Here is a 20,482-nt window from a genome sequence, read left to right as displayed (position 1 = left end):
TTCATGTTACAGCAAGGATTTTATGATGGTCACAAGACTCATCAGGATCACCACTACTCCAACGACCACAAACATTTTCTTGGCAGGAAGTTTTGAAGTAAGCATCGCGGAAAACGGAGCGGTAAAAACGCCACCCAGCAAAAGTCCCAAAACAATATTCCAGTGATGAATCCCAATCGTGAAAATGAAAGTTACCGCACTGGTCATTGTCAGCAGGAATTTAGCAACGGTTGAGCTGCCCACGACATAACGGGGTATTCTACCCTCTTTAATCAACGTTCCGGTCACTAATGGCCCCCATCCGCCGCCTGCAAAAGAATCTATAAAACCGCCTGCCAATCCTAATATCCTGAGGTTGGTTCTTCGTTTGGTTTTAACCTGGTTTGATTTTTTGCTCTTGAAAGCATTCTTTAAGATATTCAATCCCAGAGACAAGGTGTAGCAGGCAATAACAGGTTTTACAATATGAGCATAATGCTCACCATAATGAGACAGCGTCAATGCTCCGAAAATGGAACCTATAATGGCTAAAGGAAACAGTACCCAAACCATTTTTTTATTGACATTCCCTAATTTGTAATGGCTGAAGCTTCCGGCCGCCGTAGTGAATGATTCTGCAGAATGGATGCTTGCACTGACAACAGGCGGCGGAACGTTAAGTAATAAAAGTATCGTGGTACATATTACGCCATATCCCATTCCCATGGAACCGGCAACAATTTCTGCCATAAAACCGGCAAACAGCATCCAGTAAAAAATATGACCGTCTTTATTCAGAAAATGCTGAATGTCACCGGAAAGATTGAACTGGTGCACAACCAGCCCAAATATTCCAAACAAAAGCAAAACTCCTATAATGGCCAGATAGATGTTGGCTTTTCTTTGGGCAATTTTGGTAATATTAATTAGTTTTTCAATCTCTCGATCAGATTTTACAGGACTGCCTGCTCCCTCGGATAGGTATTCTGTAGTTATTTTATTGAGCGTTTTAACTTTATAATTGAAATCCCCTTTTAATCGGTTGCGTATATTCTGCATATTATCCAGTACCAGATCCATTTCATCAGGAATGATTTCTGTAAAGGTTTCCCTCAATCTTTTTGCTATAGTGGGAGACTTTCCGTTGGTTGAAATAGCAATTTTAAGATTTCCTTTTTTTACAATCGAACCCAGGTAAAAATCACACAGATCGGGTGTATCGGCAATATTGACCAATACATTATTCTGATGGGCATGATCACGGATCTGTCCGGCCAAAGTAATATCATTTACGGCAATAATCGCCAGATCAGCAGTATTAAAATCATTGCCGTTGTAAGGCCTTTCATATAACGTTATATTAGGGAATTGGCTCTGTAAAATTTTAACCTCGGGAATGATTTCCTCAGCCACCAGTTTTATGGAAGTCTCAGGTGAATTTCCGAGTACTGATTCTAATTTTTCAAGGGAAACCCTGCCACCCCCAATAATGAGTAATGACAAAGTTTCAAGTTTTAGGAATATGGGATATAAGGAATTACTCATCTTGATGATAGTTTTAGATCATAGGTAAAAGAAAGATAATACAACCCTCCGATTTCGGGGCCTGCTGCATATTGAAAATAGCGGCGGTTCAGCAGATTGGTAGCACCCATTTTTATATTGGCATGAATTTCAGGAAGTTTCCATGTAGCCTGGGCATCAATGGTATAATAGGCCGGGATTTCTCCTGAGGCCAGAGGACTTTCCCACATAAAACGGTTCTGCCATCTTGCTACCACTGTAAATCCGATGTTTTTGATAATCTCTCTGTTTCCTACACTTACATTGACCATCCATTTCGGAGTATTAAAGGCGGTAATAAACAAATCAGAATTGTTGTTGGAGGCAAGATCATTATAAGAAACATTCGTATTGATGTTATAATTTCCTGTCACATTATAGCGGATGCCTAAAGAAGTTCCATAACTCTTGTAGGTAGTATTACTGTTGGTGTAGACTCTGTAGCGATCCTGTTTACTTCTGTCAAGCATTGCAAGAACAGCTGTATTGCTGCCTACCTGGCTGTTTTTTGGGACGGCAACTTCTACCTGTCCAAGGAATCCCTCATAGATATTGTAGTAGAAATCCCAGTCCAAAACCAGTTTATTAGTAAAGAAAACAGATTTGTATCCTACTTCAAAAGAGTTGATCTTTTCAGGCTGTAATTTTTGCAGACTGGCAACGGTTAAAAGCTGTTTATTATCCTGAGCGGCCTGGCTCTGGCTTTTCCCTCCATCTACCTCTGCATTCACGGCAGAAGTGAACCTGTCAATAGAAGCAAGGGTATATGAATTTTCCAGATAGCCAAGTCCTTCATTCACTTTTGACAGGCCGCCTACTCTCCTTACATTTCCGTTGTTAACGAATGAAAGCGCTTCAAACAGTGACGGAAACCGATATCCGTTTTGAAAAGAAGCTCTGAAATTATGTTGGTTAACAGGTGAGTATACAATGCTTATCCTTGGGTTCAGTTTTGCTTCAAATTCAGGATTTCTGTCAATACGCAAAGCAGCGTTCAGTTTTAATTGGTCATTAAAGAACATTTTAGTCATCTGCGCAAAAGCGCCATATTTCTGATAAATGACATCTTCCCCGAATGTCCCGCTGGCTAAAGGAATATTTCTTTCATTCACCGGTCTGCTAAAGTCTACAAAATTATTTCCGTCCGGAGTGATGCTGTACAAGCGATAATCGATCCCTGCAAGGAGGTTGAATATTTTCACAAACCTGCTGAGGTCATACGTTAATTCACCCTGATAAAAACGGGATTTTTGCTCAAGTTTAGCCCCTCCCGTTGCCGGAGCTCCGGCAATTCCTGCATTGGCGGAATCCCAGTTATTAATTCCGATAATGGTATTTTTTAATTGCTCAAAGGCAGCAGTTCCGGGTACTGCTCTATTTTTGTCTGCTTCCCGCCGTGCGAGAATAAATGCATCATTAAGGTTCACACCGGAGTTAATGCTATTCTGTAAAGCCGTCTGGAATATATTTTTCCAATTATTATTCGAAAGATTAGTCAGGTCCAGGTTATCAGCCAGCGGCTTTAAGTTATAAGAATCACCCGTATTTTCGATAGAAACATAGGCTCTGAAAGTAAGTTCTTTGCCGGTAAGTTCTACCTTGTGATTCTGAACGGTGGCATTTTGTAAACGGATTTTATTCCCTCTCTGGAAAGTGCCGTCCAGTAATCCATAACGGTATACATAAGATGCTTTCCACTGATCCCCAAAGCGGTAATATAATCCTGCATCCAATTTTATGTTCTTTACTTCCGGACTTACGAGATCTTTTTCCAGATATCCTGTCCTGGAAACGTTAAATGTGGTTGGCTTTCCATGGTAATCTGCTTTTACGGCCACTCTGTTGTTTCTTTCATCGCCATATTTGTTCCACAGGTCTTCTGCGGGATTATTAGCTAGGGAGAAATTAGGATTCGCCGTAATCAGTGAATTGGGATTCTGATCTGTCAGATTGTTGGAAATCCAGTCTACGCCGCTAAAATAGGAAGCATTGACTTTAACAGCCAGATTTGTGTTTAAAACTTTTGCAAACCTGATGGCACTTTCACCCAAAGAACTTATGGTATGGCTGGTATGATCTACATGATTGACTCCACCCCGGAAATAAACACTTAATCCTTCGGAAGTAAAAGGATCCTTGGTTTGGAGGCTTGCCAATCCGTTAATCGCATTCATTCCATACAATGCAGAGGCGGCTCCCGGAATCACTTCCATCGACTGGATATCGAGTTCTGTAGGTCCAATCGCATTGCCAAGGGGGACTCCCAACGTTGCAGACTGTACATCTACCCCATCTACAAGCTGCATAAACCGGAAGTTATTCGGTGAATTGAATCCTCTGGAATTAGGAATTTTCAATGTAAGACTGGAAGTCAGTAACTGCAGTCCTTTTACATTTTCCAATGTTTCATAAAAAGAAGGTGCCGGACTTTCCCTGATCGTTTTGATATCAATTTTCTCAATCGCGATCGGAGACCGTAACATTTTTTCAGGAACTCTTGATGCCGAAATAACAACGGCATCAATAATGGTATTCTGAGGATTAAGCCCGACAGTTATTTTATTGGAAGGTGAAAGAACTTCCACCGTTTGGGTGGTAAAGCCGTCTTTATTGATCACCAGCCGGAACGGGATGGTTACTCTGGTCCGTATTTTAAAGTTTCCCAGCTGATCTGTTAATGCTGTATCTTCTGTATTTTCGATCTGTACCTTTACGGAGTCAAGACCTTTGCGTGTACCTGTGTTTTTGATGCTTCCGCTTAATTCGATCAGCTGCTGCTGCGCTTCTGTCAGGTTAAAAAATAGAAATGTAAATGCAATAATGCCTGTTTTGGGCAGAAAATTTCCCTGTTTTTTGTTTTTCATTTTTCTTCATTTTTTAGGTTGAAAATGAAGCTGTTTGAACTTTTTAATACTATAATTTTTAACCATAAAGGCACAAATTTTTTAACACTTTAGTTATCTTAAGTAACAAGTGTTGCGCATATCAGTGCACTTAAGTTTTATGAAAATCTTTGATTTTCCTCTTTATGTGGACTTCTTATACAGCATTATTTTAAACTGACTAAGTGAGCTAAAGTGTTTAAAAAATAAAACTTTTGTGGTTTGCAATAAAATGTTCAACCAACTTTGATGGTCTTGTTATTTGAGAATTAACAGCACATACACATTCGTCCGCCTAAAAGAAGAGGTTGAGTTTTTTTGTTTTTGTTCAGATCATAATGAAAGTTAATCATATTTTCAATTTTAGTTTTTGTAATAAAGAGTGTGGCATATCATAGATTTTTAACCACAAAAGGCACAAAAGCTTTAACCGCTTTAGTTATTTTTAAGTGACCGGCTTTGCGTATAAGAAGTACACTTAAGTTTTCTGTAGAATCTTTGATTTTCCTGAAGATTACAACTGAAGGAGTGAGAATTTCTCCTCCGGAGGTGGCAAATCGAAGATTTGACGGTGGTAAGATGAGATTGCTTCACCTTTGGTTCGCAATGACAGTTTGTACAGTCTTCACTTTCCTTACAGGTTTAATTTAAAAGCTTTTAACACACTTTAGTTATCTTTAAGTAACAAGCTTTGCGCATATCAATGCACTTAAATTTTATGAAAATCTTTGATTTTCCTCTTTATGTGGACTTTTTATACAGCATTATTTTAAACTGGCTTAGGTGAACTAAAGTGTTTAAAAAATAAAACTTTTGTGACTTTTGTGGTTTGCAATAAAATGTTCAACCAACTTTGATGATCAGTTTGTACAGTCTTCACTTTCCTTACTGGTTTAATTTAAAAGCTTTTAACACTTTAGTTATCTTTAAGTAACAATTGTTGCGCATATCAGTGCACTTAAGTTTTATGAAAATCTTTGATTTTCCTCTTTATGAGGACTTCTTATACAGCATTATTTTAAACTGACATAAGTGAGCTAAAGTGTTTAAAAAATAAAAACTTTTGTGGCTTTTGTGGTTTGAATGAAGTTTAAACACCTTATAATCTTATTTTCAATGTAATGTTTGCAAGTAGCGGTATGAAAAATCACCAAACGTTTCTTCTGTAAGTTTCTTTTGCACATAGATCCCGAAAAGCTCATCCAGCGTTGTAAGAATCTCTTCTTCTCCGATATTTTCTTTAAATTTTGTATTCAGTCGCATCCCTAACCGGTCTCCGCCGATGTGGAGATTATATTTACCATAGGCTGTACCTACAAATCCGATCTCAGCATTAGGAGATCTTCCGCAGCCATTAGGACAACCGGTCATGCGGATCGTGATGTCTTCCTCTAAAAGACCATATTTTTCGAGGATAGGCTCTATTTTGGTGACCAAAGAAGGCAGATATCGCTGTGCTTCGGCCAAGGCTAGTGAACAGGTATTTAAAGCAACACAGGCAACAGAATTCTTACGAAGGGCACTGGCTCCCTCGGTGTGGTCTGAAATTCCGTATTCCTGTAAAATATGTTCAATTTCAGCTTTATCTCCTTCATTGACATCAGCCAGGATAAGGTTCTGATTACATGTAAAACGGAAATTGGCTTTACCGGTTTGGGCAATTTTTAATAATCCTGCTTTTAAAGGATATTCTGGGGTATTAAGAACCCTGCCATGTTCCACAAATAGGGTATAAAACCATTTTCCTTCATGATTCCGGATCCAGCCGTAACGGTCTTTTCTCTGCTCAAACTTAAATTCTCTGGCCGGCTCAAAGCTGAATCCCGTTCTTTTTTCCACTTCAGCTCTGTACTGATCAATTCCAAGTTTATCAATCGTATATTTTAATCTTGAAAGCTTTCTGTCGCTTCTGTTTCCGAAATCCCTTTGCACTGTGATGATCTCATAGACTGCTTTTAAAACTTTTTCTTCAGTGTCTATAAATCCAAGGATCGAGGCAAGACGGGCATAGGTTGCTTCATTTCCGTGGGTTGCGCCTAGTCCACCTCCGGCAGCAATATTGTACCCGACGATTTTATTGTTTTCAATAATGGCAATCAGGGCAATATCATTAATAAACACATCCACATCATTGTTGGGAGGAACGGCGATACCGATTTTTAATTTCCGGGGAAGATATCGGTCCTGGTATAGTGGGTCTTCTTCCGCTTTTCGGTCTACGATAAGCTCATCATCAATCCAGATATCATAATAAGACTGAGTTTTGGGTAGACACATTTCACTGATTTTTCCTGCCAGTTCGTAAGCCTGCTGATGGAGTGGTGATTCAGATGGATTGGCTGTACAGGTTACATTTCTGTTGACATCACCACAGGCTGCAATAGAATCGAGATGTTGCAGATTGAAACTCTGAATGGTTGGTTTTAAATGCGACTTTAAAATACCATGCAGCTGAATCGTTTGTCTTGTTGTGATTTTTATGGTTCCGGTGGAATGATCTTCTGCCGTTTCATTTAATCCTACCCATTGTTCCGGAGTTAAAAAACCACCGGGAAGCCTTAGCCGGATCATATAAGAATACAGCCATTCCAGTTTCTTGGCAACACGCTCTTCCCTCCTGTCTCTGTCGTCTTGCTGGTACATTCCGTGAAATTTGATCAGGGTTTGATCATCTTCTCTGATGGCCCCTGTAAAATTATCTGAAAGGCTTTCCTTTAGAGTCCCTCTAAGCCCGTTGCTTCCTGTTTTGATCCTTTCTACCGGTGAAAGGTTATCTTTATCGTTGTTCATAATTGTTTCGTTTAATTTTTTATGAATACTTCTGCTGCACTTTAATACACATCTTTTGCGTATCTTCCGTTAAGTTCCATGTCTTCCAGATATTGATGCGCTTCTTCCTTACTGCGTTTTCCTTCATTCTGAATAATAGCCAGCAGCGTTTGCTCTACATCCCGGCTCATGGGTTCTTTGGCACCACATACATATACAGAAGCTCCGCCTTCAAGCCAGTAAAAAACTTCCTGAGATTTTTGCTCCAGTCTGTGCTGAACATATATTTTCTCGGCTGTATCCCTTGAAAAAGCAAGGTCTAAATGAGTTAAGCTTCCTGTTTTAAGAAAATCCTGAAGCTCAGCCTGATAAAGAAAGTCCGATACAAAGTTCCTGTCCCCGAAAAAGAGCCAGTTTCTTCCTTCTGCGCCTGTAGCATCACGCTCCCAAAGGAATGATCTGAAAGGGGCAATCCCCGTTCCCGGGCCGATCATAATGATATCTTTATCAGCTTCCGGCAGTTTGAAGTGTCCTGCATCCTGGATGTAAAATTCCACCTCTTCTCCTTCATTGAATCCGCTTAAAAAGCCACTGCAAAGGCCATTATGTTTCTGATGATCAATAAAGAATTCCGATTTGGCAACCGTAATGTGAATTTCATTCTCACCGTGGGCCTCCAGAGATGAAGATATAGAGTAAAGACGGGGTGACTGACTTGTTAATACCTGAATCACTGCTTCAAATTCTTCAGCATTTTTTACCGGATAAATCCTTAAAAGATCGAGAAGGCTTAAACGGACTTCCGGAATGGAATGCCCTGTGATCTTTGCATATTGAGCCACTACAGATTTTAGCAAGTAACTGATGTTAAGATGTTTGTATAAAAGCTCTTCCGTAGTACCTGTAATTTTTGTGGTTTCAATTTTCTTTTGAGGATCAATTCCTGTGAGGGTAATGATCTCTTCCACTATAGATTTTGAATTGAAAGGAATGATGCCCAATGCGGCACCGGGCTGGTAAGCAAGAGCTTCTTCTGTTTCGATTTCGATATGATAGGTTTCTTTTTCAGAAGTACTATCATTCAGGTTGATGATCGAGGAAACTTTTCCCCGGTATCTCTTTCTTCCTGTTGAAACTTTTGAAACGGTAGCATTTTTTATACTGTTAACAGAGGTTTTATCGACTGCTTCGAATACATGTTCTATCCAATGTGCGGCTTCCGGTTCATAATCAATGTCACATTTTTTCAATGGAATAATGCGTTGTGCTCCCAGGATTTCAAAACGATAATCTACTTCTTCTCCTGTCTTACAAAATTGAGGATAGCTGCTGTCTCCCAAAGCTAAAACCCCGAACTTGAGATGGCTGAGATTCATCTCATTCTCATGAATATAATCGTAGAATTTCCTGGCAAGAGCCGGTGGTTCTCCTTCTCCCTGTGTACTGATAATGATAAAAAAGAACTCTTCTTTGGCCAGATCTTTAGGTTTATATTGTGACAGGTCAGCTAATTTAACCTGAACTCCTTTTTTCTTGATTATTCCTGCCAATGCAGTTGCCAGCTTTTTACTATTTCCGGTTTCTGTACCGTAAGCCAGGGTTATTTTCTTCACAACATTTTGGCCGGGACTATCGTTTTGCTGTGGAGACAGTGTGGCAGTCAATGAAGCTCCTCCGGCGAGACCCGCCAGATATCCGCTTGCCCAAATGGCTTCATCCCTGGAGAGATCTCCGGATATTTGTTTTAATACATTCAGTTTATTTTCAGACAGCATATTCAAAGAAATTTTGATTTTTAGGGATTAGACTTCCATTTTCCACCGATTTAAAATAAAGACCTTCCTTTTCTGTATTTTCAAGCCATGAAAATTCTTCGTGCAGATTCACTATTTTGCCTATAATTACCAATGAAGGTGAGGCAAAGCTTTTATCTCCAAAAGTTTCATTGAAATCATCAATTGAAGAGGTATAGACTTTCTGATAAGGAGTAGTGGCCTGTTCAATGACAGCTATTTTTTTATCACCGGAAATTTCAAGTGCTCTGAATTTCTCTACAAGGCTGGTAAGGTTTCCTTTTGACATATAGAAAACAAGGGTATCATTGGTCACAGCAAGCTCCCTCCAATACTCTTCGTTCAGAATATCGGATTTATAATACGTTAAAAACCGGACCGATGTTGAATATCCTCTCGCTGTTAAAGGCATGCCTGCATATGCTGCGGCTCCGAGAGCTGCTGTAATTCCAGGGATGATTTCGTAAGGAATATGATGTTGCTTTAAAGCCTGCAATTCATCCAGGATATTGGAAAATATGGAGACATCGCCCCCTTTGAGTCTTACAATCGTTTTATTCTGAAGGGCATACTCCACCATTACAGTATTGATATGAGATTGAGGAGTAGATGCATTTTTACTGCATTCTTTGCCTACATAGATGACTTCAGTATTTTCATTGACATAAGTTTCCAGGATTTCAGGACTTACAAGACGGTCACATAAAATGACGTCTGCTTCTGCAATGGCTTTTACAGCTTTTACGGTGATCAGTTCAGGGCTGCCGGGCCCTGCACCGATAAGGTAAACCTTTGGTGATTTTATAATTGTTTTCATTGAAAGTCGGTGTTAGTTAAGGATTTAGAAGAGTCCTTCTACAGACAGATACCTTTCTCCGGTATCATAGTTGATGGTGAGAATTTTAGCGTTAGGCTGTATTTGCGGTAAATGTTTGGCTATTGCGGCTAAAGCGGCTCCTGTAGAAACGCCTACGAAAAGTCCTTCTTTTTTTGCAGCATTGATGGCATATTCATAAGCTTCATCCTTGCCTACTGTGATCACTCCATCCAAAAGGGTAATGTCCAGGATTGAAGGTACAAATCCGGCTCCCAGTCCCTGTAATGGATGCGGTGCAGGACTTCCTCCGCTTAACACAGGGGATAACTCCGGCTCTACAGCAATTACTTTAACGTTGGGATACTTTTCTTTTACTACTTTTGCTATTCCGGTGATATGTCCTCCGGTTCCTACTCCCGTAATGATATAATCCAGGCCGTCAGGAAAATCCTGTAAAATCTCCTGAGCTGTTGTTTCCGTATGTACTTTTACATTGGCAGGATTGTCAAATTGTCTGGGGATCCATGAGTTTGGAGTTTCTTCCGCCAGTTCGTTGGCTTTTTCAATAGCTCCTTTCATCCCCTTTTCTCTTGGAGTAAGCACAAATTCAGCACCATACGCTTCCATGATCTTACGGCGTTCTATACTCATGCTTTCAGGCATGACCAGAATAAGTTTGTATCCTTTCACTGCGGCCACCAATGCAAGCCCAATTCCTGTATTTCCGCTTGTGGGTTCTATAATGGTGCTGTCTTTGTCGAGTAATCCTTTGGCCTCTGCATCTTCAATCATTGCCAATGCAATTCTGTCTTTGATACTTCCGCCTGGGTTGTTTTTTTCCAATTTGATCCAGATTTCATGATCTGTATTGAAGAGTTTGTTAATCTTCACGACGGGCGTATTCCCTATCGTTTCTAATGCGTTCTGAAATTTCATATCAATGTAATTTTTATTTTTTCTGTTTTATATCACAAAGGTTAAAGATTCAGGTAATGAAGTGTTATCCTTTATTTTTATTTCGCTTTTATGATAGACCAGAGAATTGGCGGGAACATCCTGTGTGATCCAGACATTTCCTCCGATGATACTTTCTCTGCCTATGGTGGTATCTCCTCCCAAAATAGTGGCTCCCGAATAGATAATGACATCATCTTCAATATTGGGATGCCTTTTCTGGTTGGCTTTTTCTTTGGAAACATTCAACGCTCCAAGGGTTACTCCCTGATAAATTTTGACATTATTTCCTATGACACTGGTTTCTCCGATGACAATTCCGGTTCCGTGATCAATAAAGAATGATGCTCCAATGACTGCTCCGGGATGGATATCAATGCCTGTCTTACTGTGTGCATATTCTGAAATAACGCGGGGTAATATTTTCACCTTCTGGTTCCACAATTGATGTGAAATACGGTAGACATAGGTGGCAAAGAAGCCGGGATAGGCCAGATATACTTCTTCCAGAGAGTCTGCGGCAGGATCAAATTCCAGGATAGATTTTGCATCCAGCACCAGTTGGTCATACAGCTCAGGTAAAGCCTCAAAAAATTGATTGACATGAATCTCAGCAGTTTCCTTATTTCCTGTTACGGTATGAATCAGGTCAAAAAAAGTTTTCTGCAGGACATCAAAATTTCTTTTCAACTGATCTTCAGTGTTCTCATTTTGAGGAAGGAAAAGGACTTCATACAGTTCCTTGACAAATTTTTTGGTTTTTATTTTATCAAAAAATCCATGAATATTATTTTGTTTCGTCTGATGAATTCTTTGAAGTAATGTTTCGGAAATTGCCATTTTTTCTATTGAATTATACAGGCTGCAACAGTTGAGTTAGAAGTTTCATCTACTAAAATTGCAGATCCTGTTGTTTTATTATTGGTAAAACTATCATAGACCAAAGGCTGTGCCGTTCGCAGCGTAACTTTCACAATCTCATTAAGTTTAATATCACTCTCAGTTTGTTCCCGGTTAAGCGTATTGACATTGATCTTATAACGGACTTCTTTGACAACAGCTTTTACCAGTCTGCTATTCTGTTGCAAAAGGTATTTATTTCCCGGCTGCAGTGGTTTCTGATCCAGCCAGCATAAAAGAACTTCCAGGTCTTTTTCCACGGTTGGAAGCTGTTCTTCTGCAGCAAAAATATCTCCTCTGCTGATGTCCAAATCATGAGCGGTATGAATTACAGCAGGCTGTCCTTCCCATGCTTCGCCTTTTTCAAATCCGTTGATCTCAATTTTGGAAATTTCAGTCGTTAAGCCTGCCGGAAGGATATGGATTTTGTCCCCTTTTTTAAACTGCCCACTCAGTATTTGTCCCGCATATCCTCTGTAGTCATGAAGCTCTTCTGTTTGCGGACGGATTACATACTGAACCTGGAAACGGCTTCCCTTATTAAATTCCTCACTCAGTGTCACCTGTTCCAGGTATTCTAAAAGGGAGTTTCCTTCGTACCAGTCTGTTCTGGAAGATTTTGACACAATATTATCTCCTTTCAGTGCTGAAATCGGAAAGTAACTGACGCCAGTCAGTCCCAGACTATCTGCCATTTTTGAATAATCTGATTTTATGGTTTCAAAAACATCTTCCGAATAATCCACCATATCCATTTTATTAATGGCTACCGCTACTTTCTTCAGGTTTAATAATGATGCAATGATAGAATGCCTTCTTGTCTGTTCAATAACTCCTTTCCGGGCATCGATAAGAATGACCATCAGATCGGAATTGGATGCTCCGGTGATCATGTTCCGGGTATACTGAACGTGTCCCGGAGCATCCGCAATAATAAATTTTCTTTTAGGTGTTGAGAAATAGCGGTAAGCCACATCAATAGTGATTCCCTGCTCTCTCTCTGCCCGAAGCCCGTCTGTTAAAAGGGCCAGGTCTACACCGTCTTCATTTTTGTTTTTAGAATGTTTTTCAAGGACTTCCAGCTGATCCTGTAAAATACTTTTGCTATCGTATAGCAGTCTTCCGATAAGGGTACTTTTACCATCATCTACGCTTCCTGCTGTTATAAATCTTAATATATCCATCCGTTTTAATTATAAGTAATGAGTAATGATTTTAGTGAGAATAAGTAAAGTGGTGAACCCTATTTATAACTCATTGCTGATTGCTTATTTAAAAATAACCTCCTTTTTTCCGGTCTTCCATTGCAGCCTCTGTCACCCTGTCGTCAATCCGGGTTTCTCCCCGTTCTGAAATTCTTGTAGCCACGATTTCTTCGATAACAGCGTCTATAGTAGCAGCATTAGATTCTACGGCTGCAGTACAGGTCATATCGCCCACAGTTCTGTAGCGTATTTTTCTGGTGGTAACCACATCATCCGGTTCTAAAAAAACATGGTCTGAATTGGCAAGCCACTGGCCGTTAAAATCTACCACTTCCCTTTCATGCGAGAAATAGATAGAAGGCAATTCGATTTTTTCCCTGCGGATATAATTCCAAATGTCAAGTTCGGTCCAGTTGCTGATCGGGAAAACCCTTACATTTTCTCCTTTGTGAATTTTTCCGTTAAAAATATTCCACAGCTCAGGGCGCTGAAGTTTAGGATCCCATTGTCCGAATTCATCACGAACAGAAAATATTCTTTCTTTGGCACGGGCCTTCTCCTCGTCTCTTCTGGCACCGCCTATGCAGGCATCAAATTCAAATTCCTCAATAGTATCTAATAAGGTATACGTCTGAAGCCAGTTTCTGCTTGGGAATTTGCCTTTTGCTTCTGTTAATTTTTTACTTTTTATGGTATCTTCAACCTTTCTTGCCACTAAATCGACATTCAGTTGATTCACCAATTGATCACGGAATTCTAAAACCTCCGGAAAGTTGTGCCCGGTATCCACGTGAACAAACTTAAAGGGTATCTTTCCGTGAAAGAAAGCTTTTCTTGCTAAATGAGCGAGGACAATACTGTCCTTTCCGCCGCTGAATAATAAAGCAGGGCGTTCAAATTGTCCTGCAACCTCTCTTAATATGTAAATAGATTCGGCTTCCAGCTGATCTAAGTAGTTTAATTGATGTATTGACATTTTTTCTTTTTTATTGATGAATATGCAGACCGCATTCTTTTTTATTGGCATCTTCCCACCACCAACGGCCTGCTCTGAAATCTTCTCCCTCTTTGATTGCTCTGGTACAGGGTGCGCATCCTATGCTTACAAATCCTTTTTTATGTAAATGATTGTATGGTAAATGATGGTTTTTGACATATTCTGTGACCTGTTCTGAAGTCCAGTGAAGAATAGGATGGAATTTAATGATCTTGTTATCTTCGTCCCATTCTAGCTGAGGCATGTTCTGCCTGTTCGCAGAATGCTCTGACCGGAGTCCCGTGATCCATACCTGATAGCCTTCTAGTGCTTTTTTTAGAGGATGTACCTTACGGATTGTACAGCATGCCTTCCTCTGCTCTACGGACTGATAAAACGAATCAGGCCCGTTTTCTGACACCCATTTTTTTAATTCCTCTGTATCCGGATAATAGGCTTTGATATTCTTTTTGAAAAAAGCTCTGGTGTTAGTCCAGGTTTCGTAAGTCTGTTCAAAAAGCCTTCCCGTATCCAACGTGAAAATATCAATATCCAGATCTTTTATCAGATGAGTGATCACCTGGTCTTCATAGCTGAAACTGGTGGAAAAGATGACCTTACCCGGAAATCTGTTGACCAATATCTGCAGCCCATTTTCCTGAAGAGAACCTTCAGAAGCCTCTTTCAGAAGTGTATCAAATTCATTTTTCAGACTGTTTTCCATTTCCATTTGAAATTTTAATATTGCAAATATATATAAAATTCTATAACTCCTATCAAAATAGTAGAATTTAAATAAAAAAATTTTATCCTTTATTGATAAACTTAGTCAGAGTAGCTTCCATCATACTTTTTCTGGTCTTTTCACGAACGATCATCAGTTCATTTCTAAGATAGCAAGAAGCTTCATCCACACAATCATCACAGGGTTCATAAAAGTTTAAGGATACGCATGGAGTAAGCGCAATCGGGCCGTCAAAAATGCGGTAAATATCCGCTAAGGAAACATCATCGGGAGATTTTAGCAAGTAGTAACCTCCTACTTTCCCTTGTTTGCTGTTAACAAGTTTAGCCCTTTTAAGCTCCAGAAGAATTTGTTCCAAGAATTTTTGGGGATGTTCTCGTCTTGTGCAATAACAGAAGTGGGCAGAAAGCCTTGATTGTAATTTCTTGCTAATCTGACCATTGCTTTGAGTGCGTATTTGCAACGTTTCGACATCATAATTCCTGCAAGTTATGACAAATTATCGATAAATGGAATGATTTCCTTTGATGGTTACAATTATATTTTTAACCACAAAAGTCACAAAAGATTCTTAAACACTTAAGTTAGTTTGAGTTACAAGCAAACCGCAGAGAAGTACACTGAAGTTTTATGAAAATCTCAGATTTTCTATACATATTGCAATTGAATGGCTAAGGATTGCCCTCTTCCGGATTATCCTTTAAAACTTACAGAAATCTTTACATCATTGATGTGCTTTAACCACAAAAGCCACAAAAGATTTTAACACTTAAGTTAATTTGAGTTACAAGCAAACCGCAGAGAAGTACACTGAAGTTTTATGAAAATCTCAGATTTTCTATAAATATTGCAATTGGAGGACTAAGGATTGCCCTCCTCCGGATTATCCTTTAAAACTTACAGAAATCTTTACATCATTGATGTGCTTTAACCGCAAAAGCCACAAAAGATTTTAACACTTAAGTTAATTTGAGTTACAAGCAAACCGCAGAGAAGTACACTGAAGTTTTCTGAAAATCTCTGATTTCCATACATATTGCAATTGAAGGACTAAAGATTACTCTCCTCCGGATTATCCTTTACTATAAAACTTACAGAAATCTTTACATCATTGATGTGCTTTAACCACAAAAGCCACAAAATATTCTTAAACACTTAAGTTAATTTGAGTTACAAGCAAGCCGCAGAGAAGTACACTGAAGTTTTATGAAAATCTCAGATTTTCTATAAATATTGCAATTGAAGGACTAAGAATTCTCGGGGTGGTTTATAAAGTATTGAACAATTATTAATAAATAAATTGTCAATTCTCTTTCCTTCTGTCGGTTTAATTTTTCTGCAATACAAAATAAGCCAGTTCCCTATCCTCTCTTATCAGATTTTCGATTCTGTTAAAACCGCTCTTGGTGAGAACTTTTTGTGATCCGATATTATCCAGATCGGTTACCGCAACCACATCTTTATTCTTATCTAATGAAAGACAATATTGAACAAGTGCTTTGCATACCCGGGTTCCAAGACCTTTTCCCCAATAGTTTTCCCCTAATGTATACCCGATTTCGAGCTGGCTCGGATAATCAAGGAAGATTCTGGCCAGGCACATTCCTATAAACTCATTATTCTCAGCATTAAATATTCCCCATCTGCTGAAGGGGCCGTCTTTATAATCTGCCAATGCTTTTTCAAACATCTCTTTATATTCATCAGGAGTTTTATAGGGCAGGTAACGGGTAACATTTACATTCTCAAAAAGTGATGAAAACAGATCAAATTCCTGGGGAGTAAATTCACGTATAATGATTGTGTCGTCTTTATAGTACATAAGAATTAGGAAATAATAATATTGCAATTTGAAATGAGTCACTAAAATTACATCAATAAAATAAGAAACGGTGACAAAAAACAGGATGATCGCTAAAATGGCTTAAGATCATTACTGATCATTAAGCCAAATTAACATTCAACATTTAAATTATATGTACCTATTAGAGTCTAAAGAATTCTTTGATGGTGCGTCATCAGTGGCGGGATGTTCTTTATTTTTGCAGGATAATAATGCAAAAAGCTTAACAAAAGGTAACCTTCAGGAGACTTATTGCTAAAAGAGTTGTTGTTTATATATACTGTTTTATAAGTCATGTTAACTGAACCGCTCAGGATTAAAAATCCTGATATCCGCCGATGGTTGTTGGCCATCTGCAATTTCAGAAACTGTTTTTCCGAAAATTGGTCCCAGACTGAGTCCCATCATTCCACCGCCGCCTGCGATGATCAGATTTTTCAGCTTGGCAGACTGTCCCAAATAAGGGAGCCCGTCAGGTGCACAAGGTCTGTAGCCAAACCAGATATCGGATTCTTTGGGAAGTTTTACCCGGAAGTCCGGCATATAGTTGGGAATCGACTGTACAATGCCTTCTACCCTGTTCATATTCTTTTTATCACGATGAGGAGCGAGCTCCATTGTGCCGCCAAAACGTATTTGTCCGCCCATGGGTGTTACGGCTACCCTGGCTTCCAGTAATAATGCAGCATGTTCCAGCCTGTTTGCGGGATTTTCCGGGTTATGCATAAACGAATATCCTTTACCGGGCATCAGGTGGATTTTTATACCGGCTTTATGAGCTAATTCGGGAAGAAAAGAGCCGCCGGTCATCACAAACTGATCCGCTGTAAATTTTTTATCGTTTGCAATAACAGCTTTAATCGCTGTTCCCTCTATTTCAAATCCTGTCACCTTATGCTGAGTATGGAAAACAGCGCCGTTATTTTTGAGATATGAGATCATTTGCGTCATTAATTTTACCGGATTCATGTGACCGTCACACTTATAATTGATTCCGCCAATGACATCCAGTTTAGCATTGGGTTCCAAGTTCTGAATTCCTTTTTTATCCAAAATATCAACAGGCAGCCCCAGATCAATGGCTGTATGGGCAAGCTCTATTTCTTCCTCTGCTACTTTCTCTGTTTTATAAAGCATCAGAATACCATTTTGAGTAAGTTCAAAATCGAATTCTTCTTTTTTTGCGAGTTCATTGTAAAGATGGCTGCTCACTATATTAAGATCCCGGATTGCTGAGGCTGAATGGTCTACATGCTGCTGATTAGAATGTTTTAAAAATTTCAATCCCCAGGATATCAATTGCGGGCTTAATGAGGGTTTTACATAAAACGGACTCTTACTGTTGAACATCCAACGGATTCCCTGAGCAACAACCCCGGGCGCGGCCAATGGCGTAAAATGACTCGGAACAATCATTCCTGCATTGCCATAGGAGCAATTGTTGGTGAGATCATTTTGTTCTAAAATTTCTACCTGCCAGCCTTTTTGCAAGAGGTAGTATGCAGAGCTTAGTCCTGCGATTCCTGCACCGATAACAAGTGCTTTTCCTTTATTTTGTGTCATTTGTTTACTTACATCACCTGAAATCCTAACCAATAAGGATCTTCATCGTCAATAATAATATGATTATACCCTGTAATTCTTGCCCAGCCTTCAACCGAAGGGATAATAGCTGATTTTCCGGCAACAGAGCCTGTTCCTTCGATCCGGCCGATAAATTGAGACCCGATATAACTTTCGTGGATGAATTCTTCTCCTTCTTTTAGTTTTCCTTTTGCGTACCACTGAGCCATTCTCGCCGAAGTTCCTGTACCGCAAGGAGAGCGGTCTAAAGCATTTTCACCCACCAAAACAGCATTTCTTCCGCTGGCTTTCGGATCTGTAGGCTGGCCTGTCCATTGGATATGGCTCAGACCAAAGATATTTTCATCTTCGGGATGAATAAAGCTGTATTTTTCATTGAGTAATCTCCTGATAATCTTTCCATAATGAATGAGCTGACTTGCGGTAAAGTCGGAAATATCTCCGAAATTTTCCTGAGGATCAATAATCCCGTAAAAGTTTCCGCCGTAGGCAACATCTGCTTTTATAGATCCTAAATCCGGACAGTCTACTTCTAAATCTTCAGCATAAAGAAAAGATTTAACGTTCGTTAGCTTTACCGACTTTACTTTTTTTCCTTCCTGAACATAATCGATCAGAACCAGGCCTGCAGGGGTTTCAAGTCTCAATTTTCCAGGAACCTTTGGAACAACCAAACCTTCTTCTATAGCAACCGTTACGGTTCCTATAGTTCCATGTCCGCACATGGGAAGGCATCCACTGGTTTCAATATATAAAACACCGATGTCATTAGCATCATCAGTTGGAGGATAAAGGATGCTGCCACTCATCATATCATGTCCTCTGGGCTCAAACATCAATCCTTTGCGGATCCAGTCATATTCTTTCATAAAATGAAGCCGGCGTTCCATCATTGAATTTCCTTTCAGGATGGGTCCGCCGCCTGCAACGAGGCGTACCGGGCAGCCACAGGTATGGGAATCTATACAAAAAAAGTTCTGTTCATCTTGGTTATAATTTTAATGATCCTGAATGAATTTCACCATCAACAATTCTGCTGATCTGCAGTGAGTTTGCATTCTTTAATTCTTCGGGTAAAAATTCATCCGGCCAGTTCTGAAAAGAAATCGGACGAACAAACCGTTTGACAGCATCCGGTCCTACTGAAGTAAAACGCGCATCAGTTGTAGAAGGAAATGGTCCTCCGTGCTGCATGGCATAAACCACTTCTACACCAGTCGGCATTCCATTGAATAAAAATCTGCCACATTTATCTTTCAAAACATCAATCAATTTAATGTTTTGGCGAACGTCTTCATCCGTAGCTGCTACGGTTATGGTGAGCTGCCCTTTCAACTGCCGAGCAATCTGTAGCATTTCTTCAGGAGTTTCACAGGCTACGATTATACCGAAGGGTCCGAAAATTTCCTCACTTAACATGCTGTTTTTAATAAAATTCTTTCCTGTCGTTTCTGTAACAATCGCGCGTCCCTGCCATTCATTTGCCTCTGCATTCACTTCGGCAATGACATCCACTTCTGATTGCGCAGAAGCAATATTTTTCAGTTTTTCAAAGTTTTCAAAAATACCCTTGTGAAGCATGTTGACAGGAGCAATACCCGGAATTTCATTTTTTAATGCACGGGTAAACCTGTTCAGGCTTTCTCCTTTTAATGCAACAAAAACGCCTGGATTGGTACAAAACTGTCCGACACCCAATGTTAGAGAAGATCCATATTCTTTTGCGAGATCTTCTGCCCTGTTTTCCAATAAATGTTCAAAGGCAAATACAGGATTGATACTGCCCATTTCTGCAAATACCGGAATAGGCTCCTCACGCTGATTGGCCATATCAAATAAAGCCTTTCCCCCATTCAATGAACCTGTAAATGCTACTGCTTTGATGTCTTTATGTTTCGTTAAATAAGCGCCGATGTCATGAGATGTTCCTGTAACATGGCCAAAGATACCTTCCGGCCATCCTGACTCTTTTACAGCATCTGTTATAGCATCTGCCATTATCTGCGACGTTTTGGGATGAGCAGGATGTGCTTTTACAATTACAGGATTTCCTGCACCCATGGCACTGGCTGTATCTCCCCCTGCTGTAGAAAATGCAAAGGGAAAGTTACTGGCCCCGAAAACCACTACGGGACCTATTCCGATATTGTATTTCCTCAGGTCTCCTTTCTGTTTTTCGGGCTGGGGAAGATCAATCCTTGCTTCTGTATACATTCCTGCCGACACTGCCTTTGCATAACTTCTCCACTGGCCTATTGTTCTGGCTTTTTCACCTGCCAGTCTTGCCAGAGGCAATGACGTTTCAGCATGGGCTGTCGCCAAAAGTTCCTCTCCCAGGGCTTCAATTTTATCCGCAACCGCGTTCATAAACCGGGCGCGTTCCTTTATCGTAGAGTTCTTCAGGAATTGATAAGCATCAGCTGCCATCTGAATCCTCTGATCAATACTTTCTTTTGATGTTTCTTCAATCAT

The 20,482-nt window shown here is 39.8% G+C and carries 13 protein-coding genes and 2 pseudogenes; all 15 read right to left on the bottom strand.

The genetic code is table 11. The features are described from left to right. Positions 1-6: 6 nt before the first annotated feature. A complete protein-coding gene (locus MUW56_RS22235; protein ID WP_292015257.1) occupies positions 7-1,524 on the bottom strand; it encodes a TSUP family transporter in 1,518 nt (505 codons plus the stop codon). Then, positions 1,521-4,406, bottom strand: coding sequence for a TonB-dependent receptor (locus MUW56_RS22230; protein WP_292015256.1), 2,886 nt, complete (start codon positions 4,404-4,406; stop codon positions 1,521-1,523). Before MUW56_RS22230 ends, MUW56_RS22235 begins: the two co-directional genes overlap by 4 nt. Positions 4,407-5,537: 1,131 nt before the next feature. Further along, the gene (gene cysI / locus MUW56_RS22225) at positions 5,538-7,214 is read right to left on the bottom strand and encodes an assimilatory sulfite reductase (NADPH) hemoprotein subunit (RefSeq protein WP_292015255.1); all 1,677 of its coding nucleotides are present in this window, start codon (positions 7,212-7,214) and stop codon (positions 5,538-5,540) included. 41 nt (positions 7,215-7,255) lie between these two features. Then, complete coding sequence (locus MUW56_RS22220; protein ID WP_292015254.1) at positions 7,256-8,968, bottom strand: flavodoxin domain-containing protein; 1,713 nt, start codon at positions 8,966-8,968, stop codon at positions 7,256-7,258. Beyond that, positions 8,958-9,803 (bottom strand): uroporphyrinogen-III C-methyltransferase, encoded by an 846-nt coding sequence (cobA, locus tag MUW56_RS22215; RefSeq protein ID WP_292015253.1) that lies wholly within the window; start codon positions 9,801-9,803, stop codon positions 8,958-8,960. Before cobA ends, MUW56_RS22220 begins: the two co-directional genes overlap by 11 nt. Positions 9,804-9,827: 24 nt before the next feature. Next, positions 9,828-10,739, bottom strand: a complete 912-nt coding sequence (gene cysK, locus MUW56_RS22210) for a cysteine synthase A (protein ID WP_292015252.1) — start codon at positions 10,737-10,739, stop codon at positions 9,828-9,830. A 27-nt stretch (positions 10,740-10,766) separates the two neighbouring features. Further along, positions 10,767-11,597 (bottom strand): serine O-acetyltransferase EpsC, encoded by an 831-nt coding sequence (epsC, locus tag MUW56_RS22205; protein WP_292015251.1) that lies wholly within the window; start codon positions 11,595-11,597, stop codon positions 10,767-10,769. A 5-nt stretch (positions 11,598-11,602) separates the two neighbouring features. Then, positions 11,603-12,841, bottom strand: coding sequence for a GTP-binding protein (locus tag MUW56_RS22200; RefSeq protein WP_292015250.1), 1,239 nt, complete (start codon positions 12,839-12,841; stop codon positions 11,603-11,605). Between the two features lie 88 nt (positions 12,842-12,929). Beyond that, positions 12,930-13,838, bottom strand: coding sequence for a sulfate adenylyltransferase subunit CysD (cysD, locus tag MUW56_RS22195; protein WP_292015249.1), 909 nt, complete (start codon positions 13,836-13,838; stop codon positions 12,930-12,932). Between the two features lie 10 nt (positions 13,839-13,848). Further along, positions 13,849-14,562, bottom strand: coding sequence for a phosphoadenylyl-sulfate reductase (locus MUW56_RS22190; protein WP_292015465.1), 714 nt, complete (start codon positions 14,560-14,562; stop codon positions 13,849-13,851). 82 nt (positions 14,563-14,644) lie between these two features. Next, positions 14,645-15,060 (bottom strand): annotated as a pseudogene (locus MUW56_RS22185) (Rrf2 family transcriptional regulator). Between the two features lie 850 nt (positions 15,061-15,910). After that, complete coding sequence (locus MUW56_RS22180; protein WP_292015248.1) at positions 15,911-16,405, bottom strand: GNAT family N-acetyltransferase; 495 nt, start codon at positions 16,403-16,405, stop codon at positions 15,911-15,913. A gap of 318 nt (positions 16,406-16,723) precedes the next feature. Beyond that, positions 16,724-17,989, bottom strand: coding sequence for an FAD-binding oxidoreductase (locus MUW56_RS22175; RefSeq protein ID WP_292015247.1), 1,266 nt, complete (start codon positions 17,987-17,989; stop codon positions 16,724-16,726). A gap of 8 nt (positions 17,990-17,997) precedes the next feature. Continuing rightward, a pseudogene (locus MUW56_RS22170) lies at positions 17,998-18,984 on the bottom strand (4-hydroxyproline epimerase); the annotation flags it as partial. Positions 18,985-19,000: 16 nt separating this feature from the next. Continuing rightward, complete coding sequence (locus tag MUW56_RS22165) at positions 19,001-20,482, bottom strand: aldehyde dehydrogenase (NADP(+)) (protein WP_292015246.1); 1,482 nt, start codon at positions 20,480-20,482, stop codon at positions 19,001-19,003.

The organism is Chryseobacterium sp., from assembly GCF_022869225.1.
In the GTDB taxonomy this organism is placed as follows: Bacteria; Bacteroidota; Bacteroidia; order Flavobacteriales; family Weeksellaceae; genus Chryseobacterium.
Note: the sequence above shows the minus strand (reverse complement) of the source record. Positions and strands in the feature narration are given on the sequence as shown.